The following is a 21946-nucleotide window of genomic DNA, read 5'->3' as shown; positions in this document are numbered from 1 at the left end:
TCCTAAGTTTTTCCGGCGCCGGAAGCGGGGGGAAGGTAACAGCGGTGCTCGATGCGGAGCAAGGCGAGCGACGGCCGCATGCCGGGTGCAGCTTCGCGGAGAGTGATCTTGCACCGACGGTGCAGGAGCGGCTGCGCAGGGATTGGCCTCGATAAGATCAATAACTGATCGTCAACTCTCGATGGGGGACGTGCGCACTGCGTCATCGCCACGACGGCGGGGGTGATGTGGTTCATATCGGCGGCCGGGAACTAGCCGCGTTATCGCAGGCTGAGCAGGTGTGACGCGGATTTCATCGCACTGTCCGATGTGGACATTCAGAGTGCCAGCCGTCACATCGAGCAACTTCTGGAGATCATCCGTTCGGCCGATCCGGGCCACCGTTTCGGTGGTCAGCGGTAACCGCGTCGGCGAGGGCGGGTGGCCGCTCGGAGGAGCGACCGGCTGCCACTCATCGAGTGCAAGGCGAGTCGTGCGGCCGCCATTCGAGGCAAGCGGCACCGTTCACCATGCAGCGAAAATGGCGCCTGACTAGGTATGCAGACGGTCGGGATTAAATCCGGTGGTACCGCGGCGCGGCACGATCGGAAAGACGCTCGAATGCACCTGCCACGACGGCGGCGCCGGGGGCTCGCGGCGGGCAAGTGCCCGGTCGAGGGCGCGGAGCTGGTCCTGCACCGCTTCCTGCAGACGCGGATCGATGCCGACGCCGCCGGCGGCCGCATGTGGTCCGAGGGGCACCCGAATGCACGCCGGCTTCAAGACCCGGGCTTGGGCATACTCCAGCACGGTCTCCAACGTGGCCAGGGCGGCTTGGTCCTGCGCAGCGGGGCTCAGGGAGAGCCAGGCCGCCGGCTTACCCGCCAGATCACCGCTGTCCACCAGCCAGTCGAAGAGGTTCTTGAGGCTGCCGGGCAGCGACCCGGCGTACTCGGGCGTGCTGACCACCAACGCCTCCGCGGTCGCGGCCCGATGCCGCAGCAATGCCACGGCGGGTGGCGGCACCGGCTCACCGGGCACGAACGCCGGCAGTGTCCGCAGGCCGTCATACAGCGTCGCGGCGATGCCTGCGGGCGCGTTCCGGACCGCCATCCGCAGCGCGGACGTGTGCAGGGCTCCCTCCCGGGTGTCGCCCGAGATCAGCAGGATGCGCGTCATGACGCAGACGATAGAACCCCGAGCGCGCCTCAGCCCGCCCGTGCGTCCAGAACCCCGCGTCGCGCATGTCGATCTCGCTCCGGCCGTTCCCGGCAGCCGTACCGAGTCGTTGCCGCCCGCGACCCGGGCGGCTCAGCCCTCGAGGATGCCGTACCGGGTCATGATCGCCGCCCGCCGGGAGTGGTTCACCGCGCGCACCCGGCGCCCGACGACAACCACGTCGAGCAGCGTCCACACGCCGAGCCCGCCGAGTGTGAAGAGCATCGCGATGGAGCGCGCGGTGTCGCCGAGATAGAACCGGTGGCCGCCGATGATCCCGGTCAGGCACCACAGTGCGTACGCGACCCGGGCGTCTTTCTTCACCGAGTCGTATTCGGCCTCGGCCTGACGCACGCGCAACTGCTCCCACTTCGGCAGCGCACTGGTCTCCACCGGCGCCACGATAGCCGTCTGGGATCATCGCCGCATGCGCCTGCTGCGAGCCCTCCACGACCCCGCGGACGATGAGCGCGCCGTCGTAGCCGCCGGATCGGTGCTGTCCCGGCACGAGTTGCTGGGCCGGGCCGCCGCACTCGCCGCCGAGCTGCGCGGCGTACCCATGGCTGCTGTGCCTGCCGTCGCGACCGAAGCGACCATCGTGGCGGTGACCGCCGGGCTGCTTGCCGGTGTGCCGATCGTGCCCGTGCCGCCGGACGCCGGCGAGCTGGAACGGGCACACGTGTTGCGGGACTCCCGGGCGACGGTGCTGCTCGCCGACGATCCACACGCCGCCGACGACAGCGGCCTGCCCGTCGTACCCGTCTCCGGGCATGCCGGCGGGACCGTTCCCGCCGAGCCGGACCCCGACAGCGCCGCTCTCGTGCTCTACACCAGTGGTACGACCGGTCTGCCGAAGGGTGTCGTGCTCGCTCGGCGGGCGATCGCGGCCGGGCTCGATGCGCTCGCCGACGCGTGGCAGTGGACGGCGGGGGACACCCTCGTGCACGGGTTGCCGCTCTACCACGTGCATGGGCTCGTGCTGGGCGTGCTGGGCGCGCTGCGGACCGGGTCGCGGCTCGTGCACACCGGAAAACCCACCCCGCAGGCGTACGCGCAGGCCGCCGGCAGCCTCTACTTCGGTGTCCCGACCGTCTGGTCCCGGATGTGCGCCGACCCCGCTTCGGCTCGTGCCCTGCGCGGCGTCCGACTGTTGGTTTCCGGCAGCGCCCCGCTGCCCGTGCCGGTCTTCACCGAGCTGGCGGCGCTGACCGGTCACGCCCCGCTCGAGCGGTACGGCATGACGGAAACCCTGATCACGGTCAGCGCCCGCGCGGACGGTGAGCGCCGGCCCGGCCGCGTCGGCGTGCCCGTCGCTGGCGTGGAAACCCGGCTCGTCACCGACTCCGGTGCACCGCTGCCCGCCGACGGCGAGACCATCGGCCACCTCGAGGTCCGTGGCGCGACGCTCTTCGACGGTTACCTGCGCAAGGACGGCGCCGCGGACCGGGAGCTTGCCGCCGGCGGGTGGTACCGCACCGGCGACGTCGCCACGATCGGGCCGGACGGCTGGCACCGGATCGTGGGGCGCGCTTCCACAGACCTGATCAAGACCGGTGGCTACCGGGTCGGCGCGGGTGAGGTCGAGGACTGCCTGCTCGCTCACCCCGGTGTCCGCGAGGCCGCGGTGATCGGCACCCCGCATCCCGACCTGGGCGAGCAGATCACCGCCTTCGTGGTTGCGGACGGCGGCACCGCCGACTCCGACGAGTTGATCGCTTTCGTCGCCACCCGCCTGTCCGCACACAAGCGGCCCCGTGCGGTGCACCTGGTCGCCGAGCTGCCCCGCAACGCCATGGGCAAGGTCCAGAAGGCCCGACTGAAGGGAACCCCCCAACCATGATCACCCTCTCCGACGTCCGCGACGCTGCCGAGCGCCTCCGCGGGGTCGCCCACCGGACGCCGGTGCTGCGCTCCCGGACGCTCGACGCCCTCGTCGGCGCCGAGGTGTTCATCAAATGCGAGAACTTCCAGCGGGTGGGGGCCTTCAAATTCCGCGGCGCGTACAACGCCTGTTCGCGGCTGAGTCGCGAACAGCTGGACCGGGGCATCGCCGCGTATTCGTCGGGCAACCACGCGCAGGCTGTCGCGTTGGCCGCCCGTGAGCTCGGCAGCTCAGCGGTGATCCTGATGCCCGAGGACACCCCGGCCTCGAAGGTCGCCGCCGCCGAGGGCTACGGCGCCGAGGTGCGCACCTACGACCGCTACACCGGGGACCGGGTCGCGCTGGGTGCCGCGCTGGCCGCCGAGCGGGGCGTCACGCTGATCCCACCGTACGAGCACCCGCACGTGATGGCGGGTCAGGGCACCGCGGCGCTGGAACTCATCGAGGAAGTCGGCGAGCTCGACGCGCTCGTCGTGCCGGTGGGTGGCGGCGGGCTGATGGCCGGCTCGGCGACCGCCGCGAAAGCACTGCAGCCGACCATCCGGATGGTCGGCGTGGAGCCGGAGGACGGCGACGACACCCGGCGTTCGCTGGCGGCGGGCGAGCGGGTGAGCGTGCCAGTGCCGCGGACCATCGCCGACGGCCAGGCGGCCGCCATCCCGGGCGAGCTGACCTTCGCGGTCAATCGGCGGCTCGTGGACGAGATCGCTCTGGTCAACGACCACCACATCCGCGACGCCATGGGTTTCGCCTTCGAGCGGATGCGGATCGTCGTGGAGCCCAGTGGCGCCACGGGAATCGCCGCACTGCTCGCGGGGCGCACGCGTATCACCGGCCGGGTGGGTGTGATCGTCTCCGGGGGCAACATCGACACCGCCCGATTCAATGAAGTACTGTCTCGCTGACCGTGGCGGCGGCGAGTTCGGCTGAACGGACCCTTGTGTCGGGAAGCCGCCCGGAGGCTGGTCAACCACGGCGATCATCAGCAACGTGGACGACCGACGGGGAAATTTCGGGGGCTGGGGGGCCACCATGACCACGACGACGACTTTCGACCGCATCGGTGTGCAGAGCAGTGCCCAACTCCTTCGCGAGGAACGCCGGCGGCTCGCGCCCGACGAACCCGGGCTGGTGCCAGCCGGCCAGGGCTGGGCACCAGCGGCCCGCGAAATGGCCGAGCTCTGCGCGGACTGCCCGCAGACGATCGGCGAGGTCCTGCGCATGTTGACCCGGGCGCAGGAGATCATGAACGAGCTGCCGCCGCCCGCGAAGAACCGGGTCGCCGCCTTCAACTCGCTCTACTTCACCATCACCGACCGGGTCGCCACCGCACTACGCGGCACGAGCGTGCGCGACGGCGACTTCCTAGAACTGCTCGACATCGAGTTCGCCAAGCGTTACTTCGACGCGCTGCGCCTGTGGGGCGAGGAGAACCAAGCCACCCCGGACGCCTGGGAGGTGCTGTTCCGGCGCGCCCAGGACCACCGGATCAGCAAACTGGCGGCCGCCATGCTCGGCGTCAACGCCCACATCAACCACGACCTGGCGCTGGCTCTCCTCGCCACCTGGGACCAGCTCGGCCCGCCGCGTGACGACCTGGTGCACCCGGACTACCTGCTGGTCAACGAGATCTTCTACGCGGAGATCCCGCCGCTGCGCCGCCGCTACTCCACCCGCTGGCAGCTGCGCATCGACGGCCTCGTCGGCGACCTCGACGACTGGAGCCAGAGCGTCCTCGTGGCCGCGACCCGCGCCCGAGCCTGGGAACAGGCCGAACGGCTCTGGGCCCTGCGCGCCGACGAGGAAGACCTGGCCCGGGCGCTGCTGGTGATGGACCGCGCCTCCGCGTACGTGGGCGAGCTCCTCATCGCCGGTGACAGCGTGGTCAACCGGGTCGGCGCGGTCCTGCGCGCCGGCCGTGACACCGCCCGCTCCGGCTTCAGCCGCCTCCTGCACCGCGACCGGGTGAGCTGAGCCGGACCCTTCGACACAGGCCGCCGGAGCGTTCGGCGAGGATGGCGCCATGTCCTTTCTCGCCGACCGTTCCGGCCGCCGTTACACCTTCGACGAGCCGCGGTGGCGCGGCGACGACGGCTCGCCGCTGGCCGTGGCGCCCCTGCCCGGCATCACGCGGGCCGACGTCAACTCTTCCGTACGCTCGCAGTGGCGCTACGCCGCTGCCCTCCCCGTGCCGATCGAGCGGCCGGTCAGCCTCGGCGAGGGGCTGACTCCGCTGCTCGACGTCGAGCTGAATGGCTTGCCGCTGCGGGTCAAGCCGGAATGGATCAACCCCACCGGCAGCTTCAAAGACCGGGGCACCTCAGTGCTGGTCTCCTTTCTCCGGCAGCAGGGCGTCACCGAGATGCTGGAGGACAGCAGCGGCAACGGCGGTTCCTCGATCGCCGCGTACGCGGCTGCCGCCGGAATCCGCGCCACCATCCTCGCCCCCGAAGCCACCTCACCGGCCAAGATCCAGCAGAGCCGGGTGCACGGCGCCACCGTGGAGCTCGTGCCAGGCAGCCGGCAGGACACCGCCGACGCCGCCGTGCAGCGCTCCGCCTCCGTGTTCTACGCCAGCCACAACTGGCACCCGTTCTTCTTGCAGGGCACGAAGCTGCTCGCGTACGAAATCTGGGAAGACCTGGATTTCACCGCGCCGGACGCTGTCCTGCTGCCGTGCGGTGCCGGCAGCCTCGTGCTGGGCCTGCACCTCGGCTTCGGCGAGCTGCTCGCCTCCGGGGCCATCACCCGCCGGCCGCGCCTGCTGGTCGCCCAGCCGAGCCATTGCAGCCCACTGGTGGCCGCCTTCGCAGCCGGCGCCGCCGAGGTGACACCGGGACAGTGGCGGCCCACCATCGCCGAAGGCACAGCTATCGCCCGCCCGGTGCGCGACCGTGAGGTGCTCGACGCGATCCGGGTCTCCGACGGTGACCTCGTGGCGGTGGCCGAGTCGGACATCGCCCCGGCCGCCTTCGAGCTGGCCGGGCGCGGTCTCTACGCCGAGCCGACCAGTGCCATCGTGGTGCCGGCCGCCCGCGAATTCCTGCGCCGCGGCACCCTGCGCCGCACCGAGACCACCGTGACCATCCTGACGGGATCCGCCCTCAAAGCCGCCGACACCGTCGGCCGGCTCCTCGCCGAAACGCGCCTAGCCAGCGACGACAGATAGACGCCGTGTTTGCGGAAGGCTGCGGGTGCCCATACCAATGCTTCCATCCGCTTGGATGGCAGAGCGGAAGGGAACCATTCGAGGAACTCCCAGAGGTGCTTCCACCTGATCTTGTCGTCCTGGGTGCGTCGCAGGCGTTCGGCGAGGTCGGCCATCGTCATGGGCGGATAGGCCATGCTGCCTCACCCCGGTTCAGGTATCCGCTGGATCCGATGGTCCTGATCATACGAGGCCGGATGACCTGCGGGTCGTCGGGCGTGTGCCGCCCGGCTGATCGCCGGGCTCAGGCTGGCCGGTGTTGTGCCGATGGGACGGGTGTGGCGTTGGTGGATGACATCCGGGACCGGCTGGCGGAGATCACCGGGCCGGAGCCGGCCGATGCGGAGCGGGCGTTACTCGTCCGGCTGCTGACTTCGTACACCACGAAGACGCCGCCTGGGCTGGACCGGCTTGCCGTGGCCGTGGCCGCCCAGGACGTTGAGGCTGTCCGGGACCAGGCCCATGCCTTGAAGGGCTCGGCGGCCAATGTCGGTGTCAGCACGGTCAGCCACCTGTGCGGCACACTCGAGGATGCGGCTCGCGCAGGGGCGGTCGACGGGGGCAAGGCGATGGTGGACGACATCCGTGCGGCCTATGCGCAGGCCGCGCCGGTCTGCGTCGCGCTCGCCGCGGAGCTGACCGCTCAGTAGTCGGAGGCAGCCTGCGGGGAGCTCGGCAGAACGCCTTGCACGAGATTGGCCAGCACGTTGGGCTGGGCCGGCTTTTGCAGGTAGGGCGCTTCCGGCCGGACGAGGCCCTGGGACAGGGCAACGTGCCGGGGGATCGCGCTGACGTACACGACCTGGATTTTCGGGTACGCGGCAGTGACGTCCCGGGCCAGGTCTCCCCGGCTGTCCCCGGGCATGGAAAGGTCGGCGACCAGGACATCGATCTTGCCTTGCTGCGCGTGACAAATTTCCATCGCCGAGGCACTGTCGAGTGCCGTGTGCACACGGAAACCGCGGACCTTCAGCATGTGGGCTGTGGTGTCGAGGATGTCGGGGTCGTCGTCGACGACGAGCACACCGGGTGCGTTTGACAGGGGACTGGTCATCGCTGCCTCCTTCCTCCCACCGTACGGCAGCGGATCTTGCCGGGGTCGAGAAGCGGAGGAATCGGGTCCGGGCGCATTATCGGCCGCGTACCGTACTAAAAAATGAGGAAGCTGGCGGTGACGGTCCGCCGCAACCCGCTTATCGGGTGGCTGTCGGATCGCAGTGTGAACGTCAAGGGCCTGCTCGCTGCGGGGGTCACCGCGGTGGTGGCGCTCGGCGTCGGTGCGCTGTCGGTCAATCGGATGTCGGTCCTGAGTGACGACCTCGGCACGACGACGAGTGTGCACGTCGCGAGCATGAAGCACCTGGGTGACCTGCGGGGCGCCCTGGGCGACATGTACAGCGGCTTGCTGCTCTACAGCCATGGGGACCGCGATCCGGCGCTGCGTACTCAAGGTCGCAAGGACGTTGCCGCAGCCGATGCACAGGTTGACGCGGCGCTGGGTGCGTACACGCAGCTGGTGCTCTCCGGCCCGCAGGGCGGACACGGACACACCGGCAGGGTGGCAGAGCGCCAGGCGGCGGTCCAGACGTTGACCAAGGCGATCGCGGATTACCGGCTGATGCGCGACACGCTCGACTTCGGTGATCCGCCACCGGCCGGGTTCACCCCGCCGCCGACCGGGCAGATATCCGTGGTGTTCGCCGACATCGCGAAACGCATGGCCGACTCGATCGCGACTCTGCGCAGCGCCGAGGACGCGGCCGCGGCTGCGATGGCGCGCGGTGCGGACGGCAAGTACCGGGGCGCCACAACCGTCACGATCGCGGTCCTGCTGCTCGGTTTGATCCTCGCAGCAGCGGTGGGAGTCACCGTTGCGCGATTGATGGCACGGCAGCTGCGGGTCACCTCTGTCGCCCTGCAAGCCGTCGCCGCAGGGGATCTGACCCACCCGGCGGAAGTCCGCTCCCGCGACGAGCTGGGCCGGATGGCCGCGGCGGTCAACGAGGCCAGGGACGGTATCCGGCGCACGGTCGAGACACTCGCAGCCGGGTCCCGCACCTTGGGCGACAGCTCCCAGCGGCTCTCCGGCGTGACCGGCCGGATCGCCAGCAACGCGCAGGGATCCGCCGACCAGGTCAACATGGTCGCGGCCGCCGCGGACGACGTGTCGGGCAACGTGCAGACTGTCGCTTCCGGGTCCGAGCAGATGCGCGCCTCCATCCGGGAGATCGCCCAGAACGCGCAGGACGCCGCCCGGGTCGCGGCGGACGCGGTCGGGGTCGCCGACGTCACCAACAAAACCGTCGCCCAGCTCGGCGAGTCCTCCGCCGAGATCGACAACGTGGTCAAGGCGATCACGTCGATCGCCGAGCAGACGAACCTGCTGGCGCTGAACGCCACGATCGAGGCGGCCCGCGCCGGCGAGTCGGGCAAAGGCTTCGCGGTCGTTGCCAGCGAAGTCAAGGACCTCGCCCAGGAAACCGCCCGGGCCACCGAGGACATCTCGCGGCGGGTCGAGGCGATCCAGGCCGACACGGTCAAGGCCGTCGACAGCATCGGCGAGATCGGCCGCATCATCGCCCGGATCAACGACTATCAGCTCACCATCGCCGCCGCGGTCGAGGAACAGACCACGACGGCCGGGGAGATGTCCCGCAGCGTCACCGAGGTGGCCGGCGGCGCTTCCGAGATCGCCGCCAACATCCGCGGCGTCGCAGCGTCCGCCGAACTGACCACGTCGGAACTGACCGAGGCGGACCGTACGGCAGCGGAGCTGGCCCGGCTCGCCACCGACCTGCAGACCGCGGTGGGGCGATTCCAGGTCTGAGTTCGCAGCGCGCTCACCACGTTGTCGTGGTTCTGCGGCACACCACGCCTAGGCGAGATGGTTGTCCACGGCCGTTGCCACCATGGGCCACAGCGGAAGGCGGGGGCCGAGCGTGGCCTGGAAAGCGTGGTAGAGGTCGGCTTTGCCCGGCCACACCGTCGCGACCGGCCGGTTGGCCGGGTCGAGCTGGTGGAACCACGACCCGTGCTCGTGGTCGATGAGGTGCTCGTCGATGTAATCCCACCACGTGCGGTACCACTGCGCGTAGGACTCGGCCCGGGTGTACGCATGAAGCGCCGCGGCGGCGTGCACTCCTTCGGCGGCCACCCAGTGCATGCGGTCGCGGACGACGGGGCGGCCGGTCCAGTCGGTGGTGTAGACGAAGCCGGGTTGACCGTCGACCGCCCAACCGTCGGCGACGGCGCGGGCGAACAGTTCCTTGGCGGCTGTGGTGAGCCAGGTCGATTCCCCGACCGTGGGGGCTGCGGCGGTGTGCAGCAGCAGGCGGGCCCACTCGAGGCCGTGCCCGATGGTGGCCCCGTACGGCTTGAAGGGGTGGTCGGGTTCGTCGCGGTGGTAGTCCGGTAGCGGCTGCCAGGCGGCGTCGTAGTGTTCGGGGATGCGCCACTGGTGTGCTTCGGCGACGGTGACGACGAAGCGGCAGATCCGCAGGGCACGGGAGATCCAGGCGGGGTCTCCGGTGACGCTTGCCGCGGACAGCATCGCTTCGACGGCGTGCATGTTGGCGTTCATCCCGCGGTAGCCGTCGAGCGCCGTGAACGTGGTGTCCCACGTGTCGGCGCACAGCCCGGCTTCTTCGTCCCAGAAGCGGTTCAGCAGCACCGCTGCGGCCTCGTCGAGCAGGTCGGTCGCTCCGGGCAGTTCGGCCTGGACCGCGGTGGATGCCGCCAGCAGGACGAAGGAATGGTCGTAGGCGGTCTTGCCCGGCTCCGGGGTGCCGTCGGTGTGGACGGCCGGGAACCAGCCGCCATGCCGGGCGTCGCGGAGCCGTCCGGTGAGCCCGGCCATCGCCGTCGCGGCGACGCGGCCCGCGCCGGGCACTCCGAGCAGCGCGCCGATGCCGTACACGTGGGTCATGCGGCTGCTGATCAGGGTGGAAAGCGGGCGGTCCGCCATCGGCTCGCCGAGGTTGTCCAGCCAGCGGGCGCCGCCGCCGGGGTCGGCGGTGCGGCGCCCGAAGGCCAGCAGGTCGCGGCTGTGCTGGTCGAGCCAGCGGTGGTGGGCGGGACTGCTCGGCCAGGCGGACATGTGGATCACTCTAGGTCAGCCGGGCCGGGGCTCTCCTCAGGTACGGCTGTCGGAGCGCGCGGTGAGGAACAGCTCGGCGAGCTCGGCGAACTCGTCGGGGCGTTCGATCTGCGGCATGTGACCGGTGTTCGGGTACAGGTGCGAGCGGGCGTCCGGGAATGCCGTCCGGGCCGCCGCAAGGTGCGCCGCGGGCAGGATGAGGTCGCGGTCGCCCCACACGATGAGCGTGGGCCGGGGGTGTTTGGCGACCTCGCTCAGCAGGGTCTGCCGCCACGGGCCGTGGATGCCGCGCAGCCCGCCCATCGACTGGGCGGTCTCCAGGAAGACGGCCGCATAGTCTGGCCGGGCGGCGACCCGCAGGGCGAAGTCGACGCGTTCCTGGGTGGCGTGCACCCGGTCGGCGAACAGCGCGCGCTCCACGCGCCGGGCCACGCGGGCGTCCATCCGGCGCATGAGCGGCTTGCCGAGCCCCGGGATCGCCAGGGCGCGCAGGAAGAACGCCACTTCCTTGCCGAAGCCGGCGCTGTTGACCAGGGTCAGCGTGGCGACCCGCTCGGGTGCCGAGACCAGCAGTTGCATGGAAACCGCGCCGCCGAGCGAGTTGCCCATCACATGCAGCGGGCGGCGTTCGCCGAGCACGTCGAGGGTCTCGCGGACGCCGCTGGCGAGGGTGGCGAGGGAGATGGGCTCGGGGAGCCGCTCGGACAGCCCGAAGCCGGGCAGGTCCACGCTGATGACCCGCCACCGCTCGGAGAGCCGGTCATGCTGCGGCAGCCAGTCTTCGAGACTGCGCCCGATGCCGTGCAGGAGCAGGATGGGTGGGTGCTCCGGGTCGCCCGTCTCGTGCACGCGCACCGCGGATCCGCGTACGTTCAGGTATCTCATTTGCGCACTCCGGCCTTGGCCTGACCGCGGCGCGCGACCAGTCCGGTGAGGGTGGTGATGACGCGCATGTGCGTTTCCGGCAGCAGCCGGGCGAGCAGGTCGGGCAGCTTGGCGGTCGGCGCGATGAGCGCCCGACCGCGGCGGCGCCGCACGGCATCGAGGATGTCGGCGGCGGCTTTCTCCGGCGGATACGTGAGCAGCGCGGCGAAGATGCGCTGGTGTTCCTCGACGTCGTCGGCGGGCACCCCCGCGGCGATGCGCGCGCTTTCCGCGATGCGGGTGCGGACGCCGCCGGGATGCACGGTGGTCACCCCGACGCCGAGGTCGCGCAGCTCGCTGCGCAGCACCTCGCTCAGACCGCGCAGGGCAAATTTGCTGGAACTGTACGCGGACTGCCCGGGCGGCGCGATCAGGCCGTACAGGCTGGAGGTGTTGACCAGGTGCGAGCCGGGCTCGGCGACCAGCGACGGCAGCAGGTGATGGGTAAGCAGCATGGGCGCGGTGAAGTTCACCGCCATCACCCACTCGAATTCCTCGATGGACACCTGGTCGAAGCGGCCGCCCAGGGCCACTCCGGCGTTGTTGATCAGCAGTCCTAGCCGCGGATGCCGCTCGCGAATGCCCTCGGCGAGCGCGATCACCGCCGCCCGATCGGCGAGGTCGGCGACCAGGGTTTCCACGGTCAGGCCGGGATAGCCGGCGCGGATCGACTCGGCCACCTCGTCGAGACGCAGCGCGTCCCGGTCGACGAGCACCAGCTCACTGCCCCGCGCGGCGAGGCCGTGGGCGAGCTGTTCACCCATGCCGCCGGCGGCGCCGGTCACCACGGCGGTACGCCCGACGAAACGGTACGGGGTCAGTCCGGTCATCGGATCTCCTCGAGCACGGGGGCGGGCTTGCGGCTGAACGTCATGTCCCGGCGTACGTCGGCGCGGGGGGTCATGAAGGCGTCACGCAGGTAGTTCTGTCGCATGATCCACGGGTCCCGCTCGCCCTGGCTCGGGAACCGGTCCAGCGCGCGCTGCACATAGCCGGAACTGAGGTCGAGCAGCGGCCGGCGCGGTCCGGGCCGTTCCTGCGGGGTGGCACTGGTGAAGCCGTTGCGGTCCATGTAGGACAGCAGTTTGAGGACGTACCGGTGGGAGAGGTCGGCGCGCAGGGTCCAGGACGCATTGGTGTAGCCGATGCAGTACGCGAAGTTCGGCACGCCGCCGAGCATCACGCCGCGGTAGGCGACCGACTTGCCGGGCTCCACGGGCGCGCCGTCCACGGTGAGTTGCACCCCGCCCAGGGGCAGCAGCGACAACCCGGTGGCCGAGACCACCACGTCGGCCTCGAGCACCCGGCCGTCGGTGAGCTTGATGCCTTCCGGCACGAACCGGTCGATGTGCGCGGTGACCACCGAGGCGGTGCCCGCCTTGATGGCGGCGAACAGGTCGCCGTCCGGCACCACACACAACCGCTGGTCCCATGGCTGGTAGGTGGGCGTGAAATGCGCGTCGAACAGCGCCCGGTCGCGCAGGTGGGACAGCGTCATCCGGCGCAGCAGCGACTTGACCCGCTCCGGCCGCCGCCGGGCGAGCTGGTAGAACCCCTGGGTGAGCAGGATGTTCTTGGCGCGGACCACGGAGTTCGCCGCCTTCGCCGGCAACCCCTTGCGCAGGACGTCGGCGATCACGTCCTTCTCCGGCAGGACCGTCATGTACGTGGGGGAGCGCTGGAGCATCGTCACGTGTGCCGCAGTCGAGGCCATGGCGGGCACCACGGTCACCGCCGTGGCGCCGCTGCCGATGACGATCACTCGCTTGCCGGTGTAGTCGAGGTCCTCCGGCCAGAACTGCGGGTGCACGACGGTGCCCTGGAAGTCGGCCAGCCCGGCGAAGTCCGGCTGGTAGCCCTCGGCGTAGTCGTAGTAGCCCGAGCAGGCGTACAGGAAATTGCAGGTGTAGGTGCCCTGGTCGGTGGTGACGGTCCACCGGGAGTCGGCCCAGCTCGCCGCGAGCACCTTGGTGCCGAAGCGGATGTGCGGCAGGACCCCGCCGTCCCGGGCGGTCGCGTTGATGTACGCCCGGATCGACTCGCCGGAAGCGATTGCCTTGGCGCCGCGCCACGGCCGGAACGGATAGCTGAGGGTGAACATGTCGGAGTCGGAGCGGACCCCGGGGTAGCGGAACAGGTCCCAGGTGCCGCCGATCGCGGTCCGGGCCTCCAGGATCGCGAACGTCGTGCCGGGCCGCTCCCGGCGCAGCCGCCATGCCGCGCCGATACCGGAGAGACCGGCGCCGATGATGAGGACGTCGAAGTGTTCGGCCATGGGGACAGTGTTTCGCCCGTACCCATATCGGGACTTGCCTTTGCGCGACAGGGATTTACCCTTGCACGCCATGGACTCGATGGTGCGCGCCGCCTGCCTGCGGGGACTGCCCGCGCTCGTCGACGGCCTCGGCGGGAACGCCGGCGAGCTGTTCGGGCGCTTCGGGGTGAGCTGCGCGGCGCTGGAAACCGACGACGCGGTCATTCCCGCGGAGGCCACCGCGGCGCTGCTCGAAACGGCCGCGTACGAGCTGGGCTGCCCGGATCTGGGCCTGCGGCTCGCCGGTACGCAGAACGCGTCGGTGCTCGGGCCGCTCGCGCTGGCGATCGAGAACTCCCCGACGTTCGGGGCGGCACTGGAGACCACGCAGCGGTTCCTGTTCGTGCACAGCCCGGCGCTGACCGTGTCGCAGATTCCCGACCCGTCCGGGCGTCGCGGCGTGGTGGGGCTGCTCTACAAGACCGCGATCGCCGAGGTGCTGCCGCCGCAGGCCGTCGACCTCGGGCTCGGGCTGGTGCACCGGATCATCGTGCTGCTGCACGGCGGCCCGTACGGCCTGCGCTCGGTGCACCTGCCGCACCCGGCCCTCGCACCCGTCGAGGCGTACACCCGGTTTTTCGGCGCGGAGGTGCGCTTCGGCCGGCCGGATGCGGTGCTGCGGGTGCCCGGCGGGCTTGCCACGACCGCGGTGCCGGGCGGCAACCGGGTGTTGCACGACTTGGCGGTGGACTACATCGCCAGCCACTTCCCGGCGCCCGGAGAGCGCGTCGCGGACCGGGTGCGCATGCTGCTGATCCAGGCACTGGGGTCCTCGCCGGTGGAGGTCACGGCGGTGGCGAAGGTGCTGCGCACCCATCCGCGGACGCTGCAGCGCCGGCTGGCGGACGAGCACACCACCTTCGAGGCGATCCTGGACGAGGTCCGCCGGATCGCCGCACACCGGCTCATCACCCAGACGGATCTGCCGCTGACCCAGGTCACCGCGATGGTGGGGCTGGCCGAGCAGTCGGCGCTCAGCCGTGCGGTGCGCCGCTGGTACGGGCTCACTCCGCGGCAGTTGCGCTCCAGGGTGGCCGGCCCACTCCGCTGAGGCGTACGCCGCCCCACGGGTCCGGTTCGCCCAGTCGGGCCGGGGCTTCGCGCTCGCCGATGCGTACGGTCACGTCCCGAGCGCCGGCACGCAGCTGCGCGCTGAGGGCGTCGTCGGGGGCGGCCCGCCCGGCCCAGCGGTAGCGCCCCTCCATCGGCTCGAACTGGACCGACAGGCGGACCGGCACGGTCACCGCCGTGTCCCCGGCCCGGATCTCGGCCTCGCCCCGGTATTCCTCGTCCGCGTCACTCATATGTCGCCGCCAATCCGCCAGGTATGTCCGCGGCGGCCCGGATTCCGGTGATCCCGCCCCAGAGCAGTGTTGTCAGGTACTCCGCGAGAGCTTCGCGGCTGATCGGTTGCTGGTGGCGTAACCACCAGTCGCCGACGGTCTGGACGTAGCCGACAACCCCGTACGCCCACGGCAGGGCGGGACCGGAGTCGAGTCCCATCGCGCGGAGCCGGTCGCCGAAGAGTCGAGCCAACGCGCTGGCGACACTGTCGATGGCGTCGGCAACCACGTCGCGTTCCCGCGCGATGCCGCGTTGGTGCACGACGAACCGGTAGAGCTGCGGGTCGTTCTCGATGTACGCCAGGTAGGCGTCGACCACCGCGAGGACAACCTCCCGGTCCTCGCCGACGACCGCCGCCACCGCGGGGACGATCGCCGCGACGACGTCCGAGGCGGCCCGCCGCGCAACGGCCTCCCACAGTCCCGGTTTGTCGGTGAAGTAGCGGTACAGCACGGGTTTGCTGACCCCGGCGTGCGCGGCGACCGCGTCGACGCCGGGCTCGGGTCCCAGCTCGCGGATCGCCTCGATGACGGCGCTGATCAGTTCTTCGCGCCGCTGCTCGCGGTGATTCGCCCAGCGCGCACTGCGGCCGTCGGGACGGTTGACGGGCTCATCGACGGAGGCCATAGTACGAGAAGTAGCTGTTACTTCCGGTAACGTCAACCCCTCGGAGGCGGCGACGTGGATCTTTCCGACCGTTCCCAGACTGCGACCCGACTGCTGCGCTCCTCCGCGGCGCACTCGTACGACCCGGGGGTGGAGATCGACTGGGATGCGCCGCTGGTGCCCGATCTCTGGTTCGTGCCGGAGCGCCGGTGCTCGCTCTACGGCACTGAGCTGTGGGAGAAGCTCACCCCGGACCAGCGGCGCATCCTCACCCGGCACGAAGTCGCCAGCGTCGCCAGCCTGGGCGTCTGGTTCGAGACCATCCTCATGCAACTACTCGTCCGCGACTACTACAAACAGGACCCCACCTCGCCCCACGCCCAGTACGCCCTCACCGAGGTCGCCGACGAATGCCGCCACTCGGTGATGTTCGGTCGCATGATCGCCAAACTGGAAACCCCGGTCTACCGGGTCGGTGCGTGGGACAACACCCTCGGCAAGTTCATCGCCACGACCGCGACCGGACCCCGCATGTACGCGGCCATCCTCATCGCCGAGGAAATCCTCGACACCCTGCAACGTGAAGCATCCGCGGACGAGACCGTGCAGCCGCTGGTCCGGATGGTGTCCCGCATCCACGTCATCGAGGAGGCTCGGCACGTCCGCTACGCCCGCGAGGAGTTGGCCCGCCAGGTGCGGGCGGCGGGCAAGAAACGGCTCGCGTACGACCGGCTCGTCATCGCCCGCGCGGCGTACATGATCGGCCGGCGGTTGATCGCTCCCGAGGTGTACCGATCGGTGGGCATCGACCCGCAGCTCGGCTCCCGGGTGGCCCGCACGAACCCGTACTACACCGAAACGCTGAAGTGGGCGGGGGAGAAGGTGGTCGCTTTCCTGCGGGACCTGGACCTGATCGCCGGGCCTGGCATGGCGCTGTGGCGCCGCTCCGGGCTGCTCTGACCGGTCCTGACAACGCCAGGAGCGCCGACCCCTGCTGGAGTCGGCGCCCTTGGCGTTACTCGCCGGGCTGCGGCGAAGCGTGGTTCTTCAGGACGTACTGCTCGCCGGGTGCGCCGTGACTGACCGGCGTGCCCGGAGGCAGCGGCGCGATCTCGGTGCGGTCCAGGTCGCCGGTGACCGCCACGGGCCAGCCCGCCAGCTCAGCCCAGCTGGACAGCCCCTCGACGTAGACCGGCGTGCCGCCGTCCAGCACCAGCACCGCCCCGCTCGCGGCGTCACCCGCGATCCCGCGCAGCGTCACCCGCTGACCCACGAGGTGGTCGATCGTCACGGGTGGACTCGGGCGAACGTTACCGTGAAGACCTGACGGTCGAAATCGAGCAGCGGCCGGGAATAGTGCTTCAGCGTGCTCTGGTAAACATTCATGCCGGGCTCGGCGTGGTTCGCGTGCCACCAGTTTCCGGTGCCCTCGTCCAGCCAGCCGTAGTCGAAGTTGACATATCCCGGCTTGGCGAGGTAACGGTATGCCGACATGTCGACCTGATTGGTGGTCGGGTTCGGCAGGAATGCGCGGGCGGCCTGCTCGTCGGTCCACGCCGGGTTCTGCTTTGAATAGAAACGCTTCGAGAAAATGACCGCGGTCCACTGCGACGTCGGGCCGCTGGGCAGCGAGCTGGTGACGTTGCTGATCCGGCTCAGCAGCGGGTGCCGCTGCACGGCCTGGGTGAACTGCGCCGTGGTCGGGTTCGTCGCGAGAATGTCGTTGAGCGCGTTCTGCACGCTGCGCGAGGTGTTGAACGAGCCGAACGACATGCCGAGCGGCGGGTTGATGTTGCCGCGCTCCAGGTTGACCGTGGTGACGCCGATGCAGCCCCGGGCCAGGGCCTGCTTCTCGGTCGCGGTCATCGGGCGGCCGTACTTGGCCTCGAAGAGCTGGATGAACGCCGGCACCGACCAGGTCTTGGTGCTGACGTTCGGCGGCAGCGCCGGAGCCAGCGGCGCGAGCTCCACGGCGGTCGCCCGGTTGGCGTTGGACAGTGCCCGCTCCGAGGGCGCCACCTCGGAGATCGGCGCCCGGGACGCGCCGGCCGGAGCCGGCGTGCGCGGGTCGTCCACGGTGGTCGCCTGCGCGGGAGCCGCGAATGCGGCAGCCATGCTCAGGCCTGTGGCGAAAATGACAATTGAACGTGCGAAGCCTTTTGGCATCGATGCCTCCCCATCTGTGCGAAAGGAAAGCTACACCATTCGGCGCCGCTATTCTTGCGGGGGTCCGTCCGAACTGGAGAGCCGTTCTTAACAATCGTTTCGAACGTCAAATTCCTAGACGATTTTCGGCCCTTACCGGGCGCCCTTTACCGACCTGCCGCTTGTGCTTCGCGCCCTGATCAGCGAGCCTGTGCGGGCGTACGGAAGGGGAAGCAGCATGGGACGGACGGCCCTGAGCCTGGCCGCGGTTTTGACCCTGGCCGGCGGCGTCGCGGCCTGCGACGGCGACCACGGCACGACGGGCCGGGTCGGCGTGATCCTGCCCGACACCAAAAGCTCCGCCCGCTGGGCGACCGCCGACCCGCGCTACCTCAAGGCGGCGTTCGCCAAGGCCGGGATCGAGGCCGACATCCAGAACGCGCAGGGCGACAAGAACCGGTTCCAGACCATCGCGGACGGCATGATCGCCAGCGGCGTCACGGTCCTGATGATCGTCAACCTCGACTCGGGTACGGGCAAAGCGGTGCTGGACAAGGCGCGCCAGGCCGGCATCGCGACGATCGACTACGACCGGCTCACCCTCGGCGGCGGTGCGGACTACTACGTCAGCTTCGACAACGTCGCGGTCGGCAAGCTCCAAGGCGAGGGCCTGGTCTCGTGCCTCGCCGGCAAACCGCGCAGCACGCCGAAGGTGGCCCGGCTGCACGGCGCGCCCACCGACAACAACGCCACCCTGTTCCGGCAGGGCTACGACGCAGTGCTGGAACCGAAGTTCGGCTCCGGCGAGTACGCCAAGGGCCCCGACCAGGCCGTGCCGGAGTGGGACAACGCCCAGGCCGGCACCATGTTCGAGCAGATGCTCACCTCCCACCAGGACATCGACGCGGTCCTCGCCGCCAACGACGGCCTCGCCAACGCGGCGATCGGGGTGCTGCGCAAGAACCGGCTGAACGGCGAGGTGCTCGTCACCGGTCAGGACGCCACCGTGCAGGGCCTGCGCAACATTCTGACCGGCGACCAGTGCATGACCGTCTACAAGGCGATCGAACAGGAAGCCGACGTGGCGATCGGGCTGGCCGTCGACCTCGCCCGCGGGCAGCGCCCCAGCACGGCCACCACCGCCGTCCTCGACCCGGAGACCGGCAAGAACGTGCCGGCAGTCCTGCTCACCCCGAAAGCCGTCACCCGGGACACCATCGCCGACGTCATCGCCGCCGGCTTCGTGACCGAACAGGAGCTGTGCGCCGCCGAATACGCCGCCGCCTGCGCAGCTGCCGGCATCAATCCCGGCTGAGCGGACGGAACACGACGAGATCGTCACCTCGGCGACTGCCAAGGTGGCGATCTCGTCGAATCGGCCGCTGACCCGTCAGGCGGCGAACTTCAGGTACATCCAGGAGCCGGCCGTGGCGGCGTTCGTCGAGTCCCCCGCGAAGCCGCCGCGGATTCGGTAGATCAGGCCCTTCACCCGCGGGGCATCCAGGTAGCCCGTGGCGACGCTGTCCTCATTGAGGGTGATGCACTTGGCCGACCCCAGAGCCTTCCACTTGCCGCCGTAGTAGACCTGGGCGTCGGCGGTGGCGCAGCCACCCACGTGGTCCGGCGACACTCCGATGCCGAACACGGGGACAGCCGTCGTCCGGTAGAGCTTGTACTTGCCCGAGCTGCCGTAGTGGTTGCCCAGCAGCTGAGTAATACCGGCACGAGTCGCGACGGTCCTCGACGCGCTGGCCGGCAGGAACCACTGGTCGCCGGCGTACGCAGCACTGAACGTGGTGCGCCGGGTCGGCTTGTAGGTGGCGGTGACCGTACCCGTGCCGCACTTGACCTTGGTCTTGGTGCCGCCCCGCGGCGTCGCATAGACGCACAGCGCGCGCGAATCGTGGGTCGTACCCACCGCAGCGGTGATTGTGGCGACGCCGCGGTAGTTGTAGGTGCTGGCGTCGGTCTTGATCGTCACCTTCGTGGCCCGGCGCGACACCACCACGTTGGCCTGCGCGGTCGCGGCGTCGGCGGTGCCGTCTCCCGCCCAGCTGACCGTGTAGGTGTTCGACCCGCCCACCGCGGGCTTGTCCCGCACCGTGAATGCCCCGGACGCGTCGGCGCTGACCGACGGCAGGGCATGCGTACCGGTCAGGTCTTTACGGCTGACGGTGAGCGTGCCCGCGCCCACCCCGAGCGTGCCGCTGAGTGTCAGTGCACCCAGCCGCGCGACAGTCGCCGGACCGCCCAGCGAGAGTGACGTGGCCGCCGCTGCCGACACGGGCGCCGGGCTCACCCCGGCCGCTTGGGCACCCGCGGGTGTGGTCAGTGCCACAGCGCTCCCAGCGGCCACCGTCGCGACCCATGCCCACCCTTTGCTCAGCACTCGTGACCTCCCCGTATCCGCCCGAGACCGTCTCGGCGGCGATCCGAGCCGATTCGTCGGCCGACCCCGAGCTTTTGTGAGGCATATCCGGTACGTGTTAGCCAGCCCACTCGACGAGCCGAGGTCCGCTAGCGTCGTCGCGTCGGACGCAGTGAGCGAGTGCGGGGGAGGGGCTGTGGCGAAGGTCGGCGGAGTGTTCTGCGTCGAAGGCCAGTGGGAGGACGACCTCACCGAGCGTGGCTCGGTCCTGCCCACCCTCGAGCTGCTCGAACGTCTGGGCAGCATCCGATTCATCCACCGTGACACCGCGACGACCGAAGAACTGCATTACTACCTCGACACCTGGCTCTCCCGGAAATACCAGGACTACAAGGTCGGCTTCTTCGCCCTGCACGGCCAGCCGTCCCAGCTCTGCCTCACCGCCAAAACCACCGTCGAGCTCGACGAGATCGGCGCCTGGATGTCCGGGCGGTGCGGCGGTCGCAGCCTGTACTTCGGCAGCTGCTCGGTGCTGCGGGCATCCGATCGCGTCCTCAAGGAATTCCTGCACGAGACCAAAGCCAGCATGCTGTGCGGCTTCACCAAAGCAATCGACTGGGTCGAATCGGCCGCCTTCGAGACGGTCGTCCTCAACGCCCTGGTCAACGGTGCCCGCATCGACAGCGTGGAGCGACTCATGCGCTCCAGCCGCTGGAAAGCGCTGGCCGACCACCTCGGGTTTCGCGTCGTCTACGCCAACGGCCGCTCCGGCTGAGTCTCAGCCACCCGCCGCTGCGGCCCGAATGATTCGTAGCCGTTCGGCTCGGTGACGCGAGTCGGAGCCGAGGGCGGCAATGATGGCGGCCGGAGTGCCGTCCGGACCGATCAGGACCGGGCCGTGGATGGGCCGCCACGATCCTTTTGATCGATCTCGGCGCGATCAGACCAGGTCGTGCACGGCGCTACACCAGCCGAGAGTTTCGGGAGTATGCCACGCCGGCCGGTTCAGGCTGCCGTCCGCACCGAGTGCACGGCCCTCCTCGAACGCCTCACGCTGCTGAGGCTCCAATGCGACAACTCGCTCGACCAGCCGCCGGGCCTGCTCACGCTCACCCCGGCTCAGCAGGAACTCCACCAGGTCCAGCGTGAACGCGAACGGCCCCAGCAGCGCCTCCGGCACCGCCTCGGGCAGAGTCGCCGGATCTCTGGTCGCCATGAACCACGGCACCACGATGTCGTGGACCTGGTTGCACAATGCCTTCAGGCGGGCCGCCCGAGTCTCTGACCGCGTCAAGACCACGGTGTTCTGGAACCCGACCCGACTCATGTCATAGCAGCTGGTCGCGCAGAGCGTGTCGACCACATCATCGTGGCGGACGACGGTAAACAACTGGTTGGCCGTACGCCATTTTCCCAGCACCACGTCCTCAACTGTCAACGAAGCGATCGAGAACCCCATGAACTGCCCTGTCCGATTCCGAGGGCTGGGCTCCAACCGGATGCGCTCACACCGCCCAGCACCGTCCCGCCGTTCGAAGCTCTTGCGTGACTTAACCCAGCGGAATCCCTCCGGGGCCAGCTCCTCAGCGATGCACAGCGCCGCCGCCTGAAACACCTCGCCAGGACCCTCAGAGCTGACAAGCAAGGCCACAAGGTCCCTGCCCCATCGAGAATCCGCACTCGCCACGCTCACATGATGCCCGACTGACCACCACCGCTCCCATCTGGCCCGAGTCGCCAGGGCGTCAAGGTCAGTGGGGACAGCCGACAGGGCAGCAACACGGTATGTGAGTGAGCCGATCAGGGCGCGTTTCAGGTCCGGTCCGGACTGCGGTTCCTGGGTGAGGTTACTCGCGGCGCAG

23 protein-coding genes are annotated in these 21946 nt (G+C 69.9%); 10 read left to right on the top strand and 13 right to left on the bottom strand.

Features of this window, described 5'->3' with window-relative positions:
* Positions 1–531: 531 nt before the first annotated feature.
* Positions 532–1158, bottom strand: a complete 627-nt coding sequence (locus tag ACIA1L_RS21225) for an NADPH-dependent FMN reductase (RefSeq protein WP_396074570.1) — start codon at positions 1156–1158, stop codon at positions 532–534.
* A gap of 132 nt (positions 1159–1290) precedes the next feature.
* Positions 1291–1590, bottom strand: coding sequence for a TM2 domain-containing protein (locus ACIA1L_RS21220; protein WP_396074569.1), 300 nt, complete (start codon positions 1588–1590; stop codon positions 1291–1293).
* Between the two features lie 34 nt (positions 1591–1624).
* Here ACIA1L_RS21220 and ACIA1L_RS21215 point away from each other — a divergent pair, with 34 nt between their 5' ends.
* The 5 genes from ACIA1L_RS21215 (at position 1625) to ACIA1L_RS21195 (ending at position 6937) form a co-directional block, all read left to right on the top strand.
* Positions 1625–3037: an AMP-binding protein gene (locus ACIA1L_RS21215; RefSeq protein WP_396074568.1), complete on the top strand. Its 1413-nt coding sequence runs from the start codon at positions 1625–1627 to the stop codon at positions 3035–3037.
* The gene (locus tag ACIA1L_RS21210) at positions 3034–3984 is read left to right on the top strand and encodes a pyridoxal-phosphate dependent enzyme (protein ID WP_396074567.1); all 951 of its coding nucleotides are present in this window, start codon (positions 3034–3036) and stop codon (positions 3982–3984) included. Before ACIA1L_RS21215 ends, ACIA1L_RS21210 begins: the two co-directional genes overlap by 4 nt.
* A 127-nt stretch (positions 3985–4111) precedes the next feature.
* Entirely contained in the window at positions 4112–5053 is a 942-nt protein-coding gene (locus tag ACIA1L_RS21205) for a DUF5995 family protein (protein ID WP_396074566.1), read from the top strand.
* A gap of 49 nt (positions 5054–5102) precedes the next feature.
* On the top strand, positions 5103–6248 hold the full coding sequence (locus ACIA1L_RS21200; RefSeq protein ID WP_396074565.1) for a threonine synthase: 1146 nt from the start codon (positions 5103–5105) through the stop codon (positions 6246–6248).
* Between the two features lie 326 nt (positions 6249–6574).
* The gene (locus ACIA1L_RS21195; RefSeq protein WP_396074564.1) at positions 6575–6937 is read left to right on the top strand and encodes an Hpt domain-containing protein; all 363 of its coding nucleotides are present in this window, start codon (positions 6575–6577) and stop codon (positions 6935–6937) included.
* On the opposite strand, the gene ACIA1L_RS21190 is transcribed toward ACIA1L_RS21195, so the two are convergent.
* Positions 6931–7341 carry a response regulator gene (locus ACIA1L_RS21190; RefSeq protein WP_396074563.1) on the bottom strand — a complete coding sequence of 137 codons (411 nt, stop codon included), beginning with the start codon at positions 7339–7341 and terminating at the stop codon, positions 6931–6933. The genes ACIA1L_RS21195 and ACIA1L_RS21190 overlap by 7 nt on opposite strands.
* Positions 7342–7443: 102 nt before the next feature.
* Here ACIA1L_RS21190 and ACIA1L_RS21185 point away from each other — a divergent pair, with 102 nt between their 5' ends.
* Positions 7444–9114 carry a methyl-accepting chemotaxis protein gene (locus ACIA1L_RS21185; RefSeq protein WP_396074562.1) on the top strand — a complete coding sequence of 557 codons (1671 nt, stop codon included), beginning with the start codon at positions 7444–7446 and terminating at the stop codon, positions 9112–9114.
* A 48-nt stretch (positions 9115–9162) separates the two neighbouring features.
* Here ACIA1L_RS21185 and ACIA1L_RS21180 read toward each other — a convergent pair whose 3' ends face one another.
* From ACIA1L_RS21180 to ACIA1L_RS21165, 4 genes are read right to left on the bottom strand one after another with little or no spacing between them, the layout of a single operon-like run.
* Positions 9163–10383, bottom strand: coding sequence for an AGE family epimerase/isomerase (locus ACIA1L_RS21180; RefSeq protein ID WP_396074561.1), 1221 nt, complete (start codon positions 10381–10383; stop codon positions 9163–9165).
* Positions 10384–10419: 36 nt separating this feature from the next.
* Positions 10420–11268 (bottom strand): alpha/beta fold hydrolase, encoded by an 849-nt coding sequence (locus ACIA1L_RS21175; protein WP_396074560.1) that lies wholly within the window; start codon positions 11266–11268, stop codon positions 10420–10422.
* Positions 11265–12128, bottom strand: coding sequence for an SDR family NAD(P)-dependent oxidoreductase (locus ACIA1L_RS21170; RefSeq protein WP_396074791.1), 864 nt, complete (start codon positions 12126–12128; stop codon positions 11265–11267). The genes ACIA1L_RS21175 and ACIA1L_RS21170 overlap by 4 nt, the downstream gene beginning before the upstream one ends.
* Positions 12129–12133: 5 nt before the next feature.
* The gene (locus ACIA1L_RS21165) at positions 12134–13582 is read right to left on the bottom strand and encodes a flavin-containing monooxygenase (protein WP_396074559.1); all 1449 of its coding nucleotides are present in this window, start codon (positions 13580–13582) and stop codon (positions 12134–12136) included.
* A 70-nt stretch (positions 13583–13652) separates the two neighbouring features.
* Between ACIA1L_RS21165 and ACIA1L_RS21160 the strand changes: the two genes are divergently transcribed.
* Positions 13653–14672 carry an AraC family transcriptional regulator ligand-binding domain-containing protein gene (locus tag ACIA1L_RS21160; protein ID WP_396074558.1) on the top strand — a complete coding sequence of 340 codons (1020 nt, stop codon included), beginning with the start codon at positions 13653–13655 and terminating at the stop codon, positions 14670–14672.
* On the opposite strand, the gene ACIA1L_RS21155 is transcribed toward ACIA1L_RS21160, so the two are convergent.
* Complete coding sequence (locus ACIA1L_RS21155; RefSeq protein WP_396074557.1) at positions 14626–14925, bottom strand: DUF4873 domain-containing protein; 300 nt, start codon at positions 14923–14925, stop codon at positions 14626–14628. The genes ACIA1L_RS21160 and ACIA1L_RS21155 overlap by 47 nt on opposite strands.
* Positions 14918–15592 (bottom strand): TetR family transcriptional regulator, encoded by a 675-nt coding sequence (locus tag ACIA1L_RS21150; RefSeq protein WP_396074556.1) that lies wholly within the window; start codon positions 15590–15592, stop codon positions 14918–14920. Before ACIA1L_RS21150 ends, ACIA1L_RS21155 begins: the two co-directional genes overlap by 8 nt.
* Positions 15593–15646: 54 nt before the next feature.
* On the opposite strand from ACIA1L_RS21150, the gene ACIA1L_RS21145 reads away from it, so the two are divergent.
* Positions 15647–16531, top strand: coding sequence for a diiron oxygenase (locus tag ACIA1L_RS21145; RefSeq protein WP_396074555.1), 885 nt, complete (start codon positions 15647–15649; stop codon positions 16529–16531).
* Positions 16532–16586: 55 nt separating this feature from the next.
* Here the strand turns inward: ACIA1L_RS21145 and ACIA1L_RS21140 are convergent, their stop codons facing one another.
* Complete coding sequence (locus tag ACIA1L_RS21140) at positions 16587–16862, bottom strand: hypothetical protein (protein ID WP_396074554.1); 276 nt, start codon at positions 16860–16862, stop codon at positions 16587–16589.
* Positions 16859–17686, bottom strand: coding sequence for a hypothetical protein (locus tag ACIA1L_RS21135; RefSeq protein ID WP_396074553.1), 828 nt, complete (start codon positions 17684–17686; stop codon positions 16859–16861). Before ACIA1L_RS21135 ends, ACIA1L_RS21140 begins: the two co-directional genes overlap by 4 nt.
* A gap of 268 nt (positions 17687–17954) precedes the next feature.
* Here ACIA1L_RS21135 and ACIA1L_RS21130 point away from each other — a divergent pair, with 268 nt between their 5' ends.
* Entirely contained in the window at positions 17955–19031 is a 1077-nt protein-coding gene (locus ACIA1L_RS21130; RefSeq protein WP_396074552.1) for a sugar ABC transporter substrate-binding protein, read from the top strand.
* 75 nt (positions 19032–19106) lie between these two features.
* Here ACIA1L_RS21130 and ACIA1L_RS21125 read toward each other — a convergent pair whose 3' ends face one another.
* Positions 19107–20054 carry a hypothetical protein gene (locus tag ACIA1L_RS21125; RefSeq protein ID WP_396074551.1) on the bottom strand — a complete coding sequence of 316 codons (948 nt, stop codon included), beginning with the start codon at positions 20052–20054 and terminating at the stop codon, positions 19107–19109.
* Positions 20055–20280: 226 nt separating this feature from the next.
* Between ACIA1L_RS21125 and ACIA1L_RS21120 the strand changes: the two genes are divergently transcribed.
* Positions 20281–20859: a DUF6642 family protein gene (locus tag ACIA1L_RS21120; protein ID WP_396074550.1), complete on the top strand. Its 579-nt coding sequence runs from the start codon at positions 20281–20283 to the stop codon at positions 20857–20859.
* 165 nt (positions 20860–21024) lie between these two features.
* Here ACIA1L_RS21120 and ACIA1L_RS21115 read toward each other — a convergent pair whose 3' ends face one another.
* Positions 21025–21522 (bottom strand): hypothetical protein, encoded by a 498-nt coding sequence (locus ACIA1L_RS21115; RefSeq protein WP_396074549.1) that lies wholly within the window; start codon positions 21520–21522, stop codon positions 21025–21027.
* Positions 21523–21946 lie beyond the last annotated feature (424 nt).

Source organism: Actinoplanes sp. NPDC051859, from assembly GCF_044452725.1.
Lineage (GTDB): Bacteria > Actinomycetota > Actinomycetes > Mycobacteriales > Micromonosporaceae > Actinoplanes.
The sequence above is the reverse complement of the archived record's forward strand: the minus strand, read 5'-3'. Positions and strand labels throughout refer to the sequence as shown.

Bases quoted from the DNA above. Each gene is read 5' to 3' on its own strand.
- ACIA1L_RS21225 (WP_396074570.1), bottom strand. From the start codon at position 1,158: ATGACGCGCATCCTGCTGATCTCGGGCGACACCCGGGAGGGAGCCCTG.
- ACIA1L_RS21215 (WP_396074568.1), top strand. From the start codon at position 1,625: ATGCGCCTGCTGCGAGCCCTCCACGACCCCGCGGACGATGAGCGCGCC.
- ACIA1L_RS21210 (WP_396074567.1), top strand. From the start codon at position 3,034: ATGATCACCCTCTCCGACGTCCGCGACGCTGCCGAGCGCCTCCGCGGG.
- ACIA1L_RS21205 (WP_396074566.1), top strand. From the start codon at position 4,112: ATGACCACGACGACGACTTTCGACCGCATCGGTGTGCAGAGCAGTGCC.
- ACIA1L_RS21200 (WP_396074565.1), top strand. From the start codon at position 5,103: ATGTCCTTTCTCGCCGACCGTTCCGGCCGCCGTTACACCTTCGACGAG.
- ACIA1L_RS21190 (WP_396074563.1), bottom strand. From the start codon at position 7,341: ATGACCAGTCCCCTGTCAAACGCACCCGGTGTGCTCGTCGTCGACGAC.
- ACIA1L_RS21185 (WP_396074562.1), top strand. From the start codon at position 7,444: ATGAGGAAGCTGGCGGTGACGGTCCGCCGCAACCCGCTTATCGGGTGG.
- ACIA1L_RS21180 (WP_396074561.1), bottom strand. From the start codon at position 10,383: ATGTCCGCCTGGCCGAGCAGTCCCGCCCACCACCGCTGGCTCGACCAG.
- ACIA1L_RS21175 (WP_396074560.1), bottom strand. From the start codon at position 11,268: ATGAGATACCTGAACGTACGCGGATCCGCGGTGCGCGTGCACGAGACG.
- ACIA1L_RS21165 (WP_396074559.1), bottom strand. From the start codon at position 13,582: ATGGCCGAACACTTCGACGTCCTCATCATCGGCGCCGGTCTCTCCGGT.
- ACIA1L_RS21160 (WP_396074558.1), top strand. From the start codon at position 13,653: ATGGACTCGATGGTGCGCGCCGCCTGCCTGCGGGGACTGCCCGCGCTC.
- ACIA1L_RS21155 (WP_396074557.1), bottom strand. From the start codon at position 14,925: ATGAGTGACGCGGACGAGGAATACCGGGGCGAGGCCGAGATCCGGGCC.
- ACIA1L_RS21150 (WP_396074556.1), bottom strand. From the start codon at position 15,592: ATGGCCTCCGTCGATGAGCCCGTCAACCGTCCCGACGGCCGCAGTGCG.
- ACIA1L_RS21135 (WP_396074553.1), bottom strand. From the start codon at position 17,686: ATGGCTGCCGCATTCGCGGCTCCCGCGCAGGCGACCACCGTGGACGAC.
- ACIA1L_RS21130 (WP_396074552.1), top strand. From the start codon at position 17,955: ATGGGACGGACGGCCCTGAGCCTGGCCGCGGTTTTGACCCTGGCCGGC.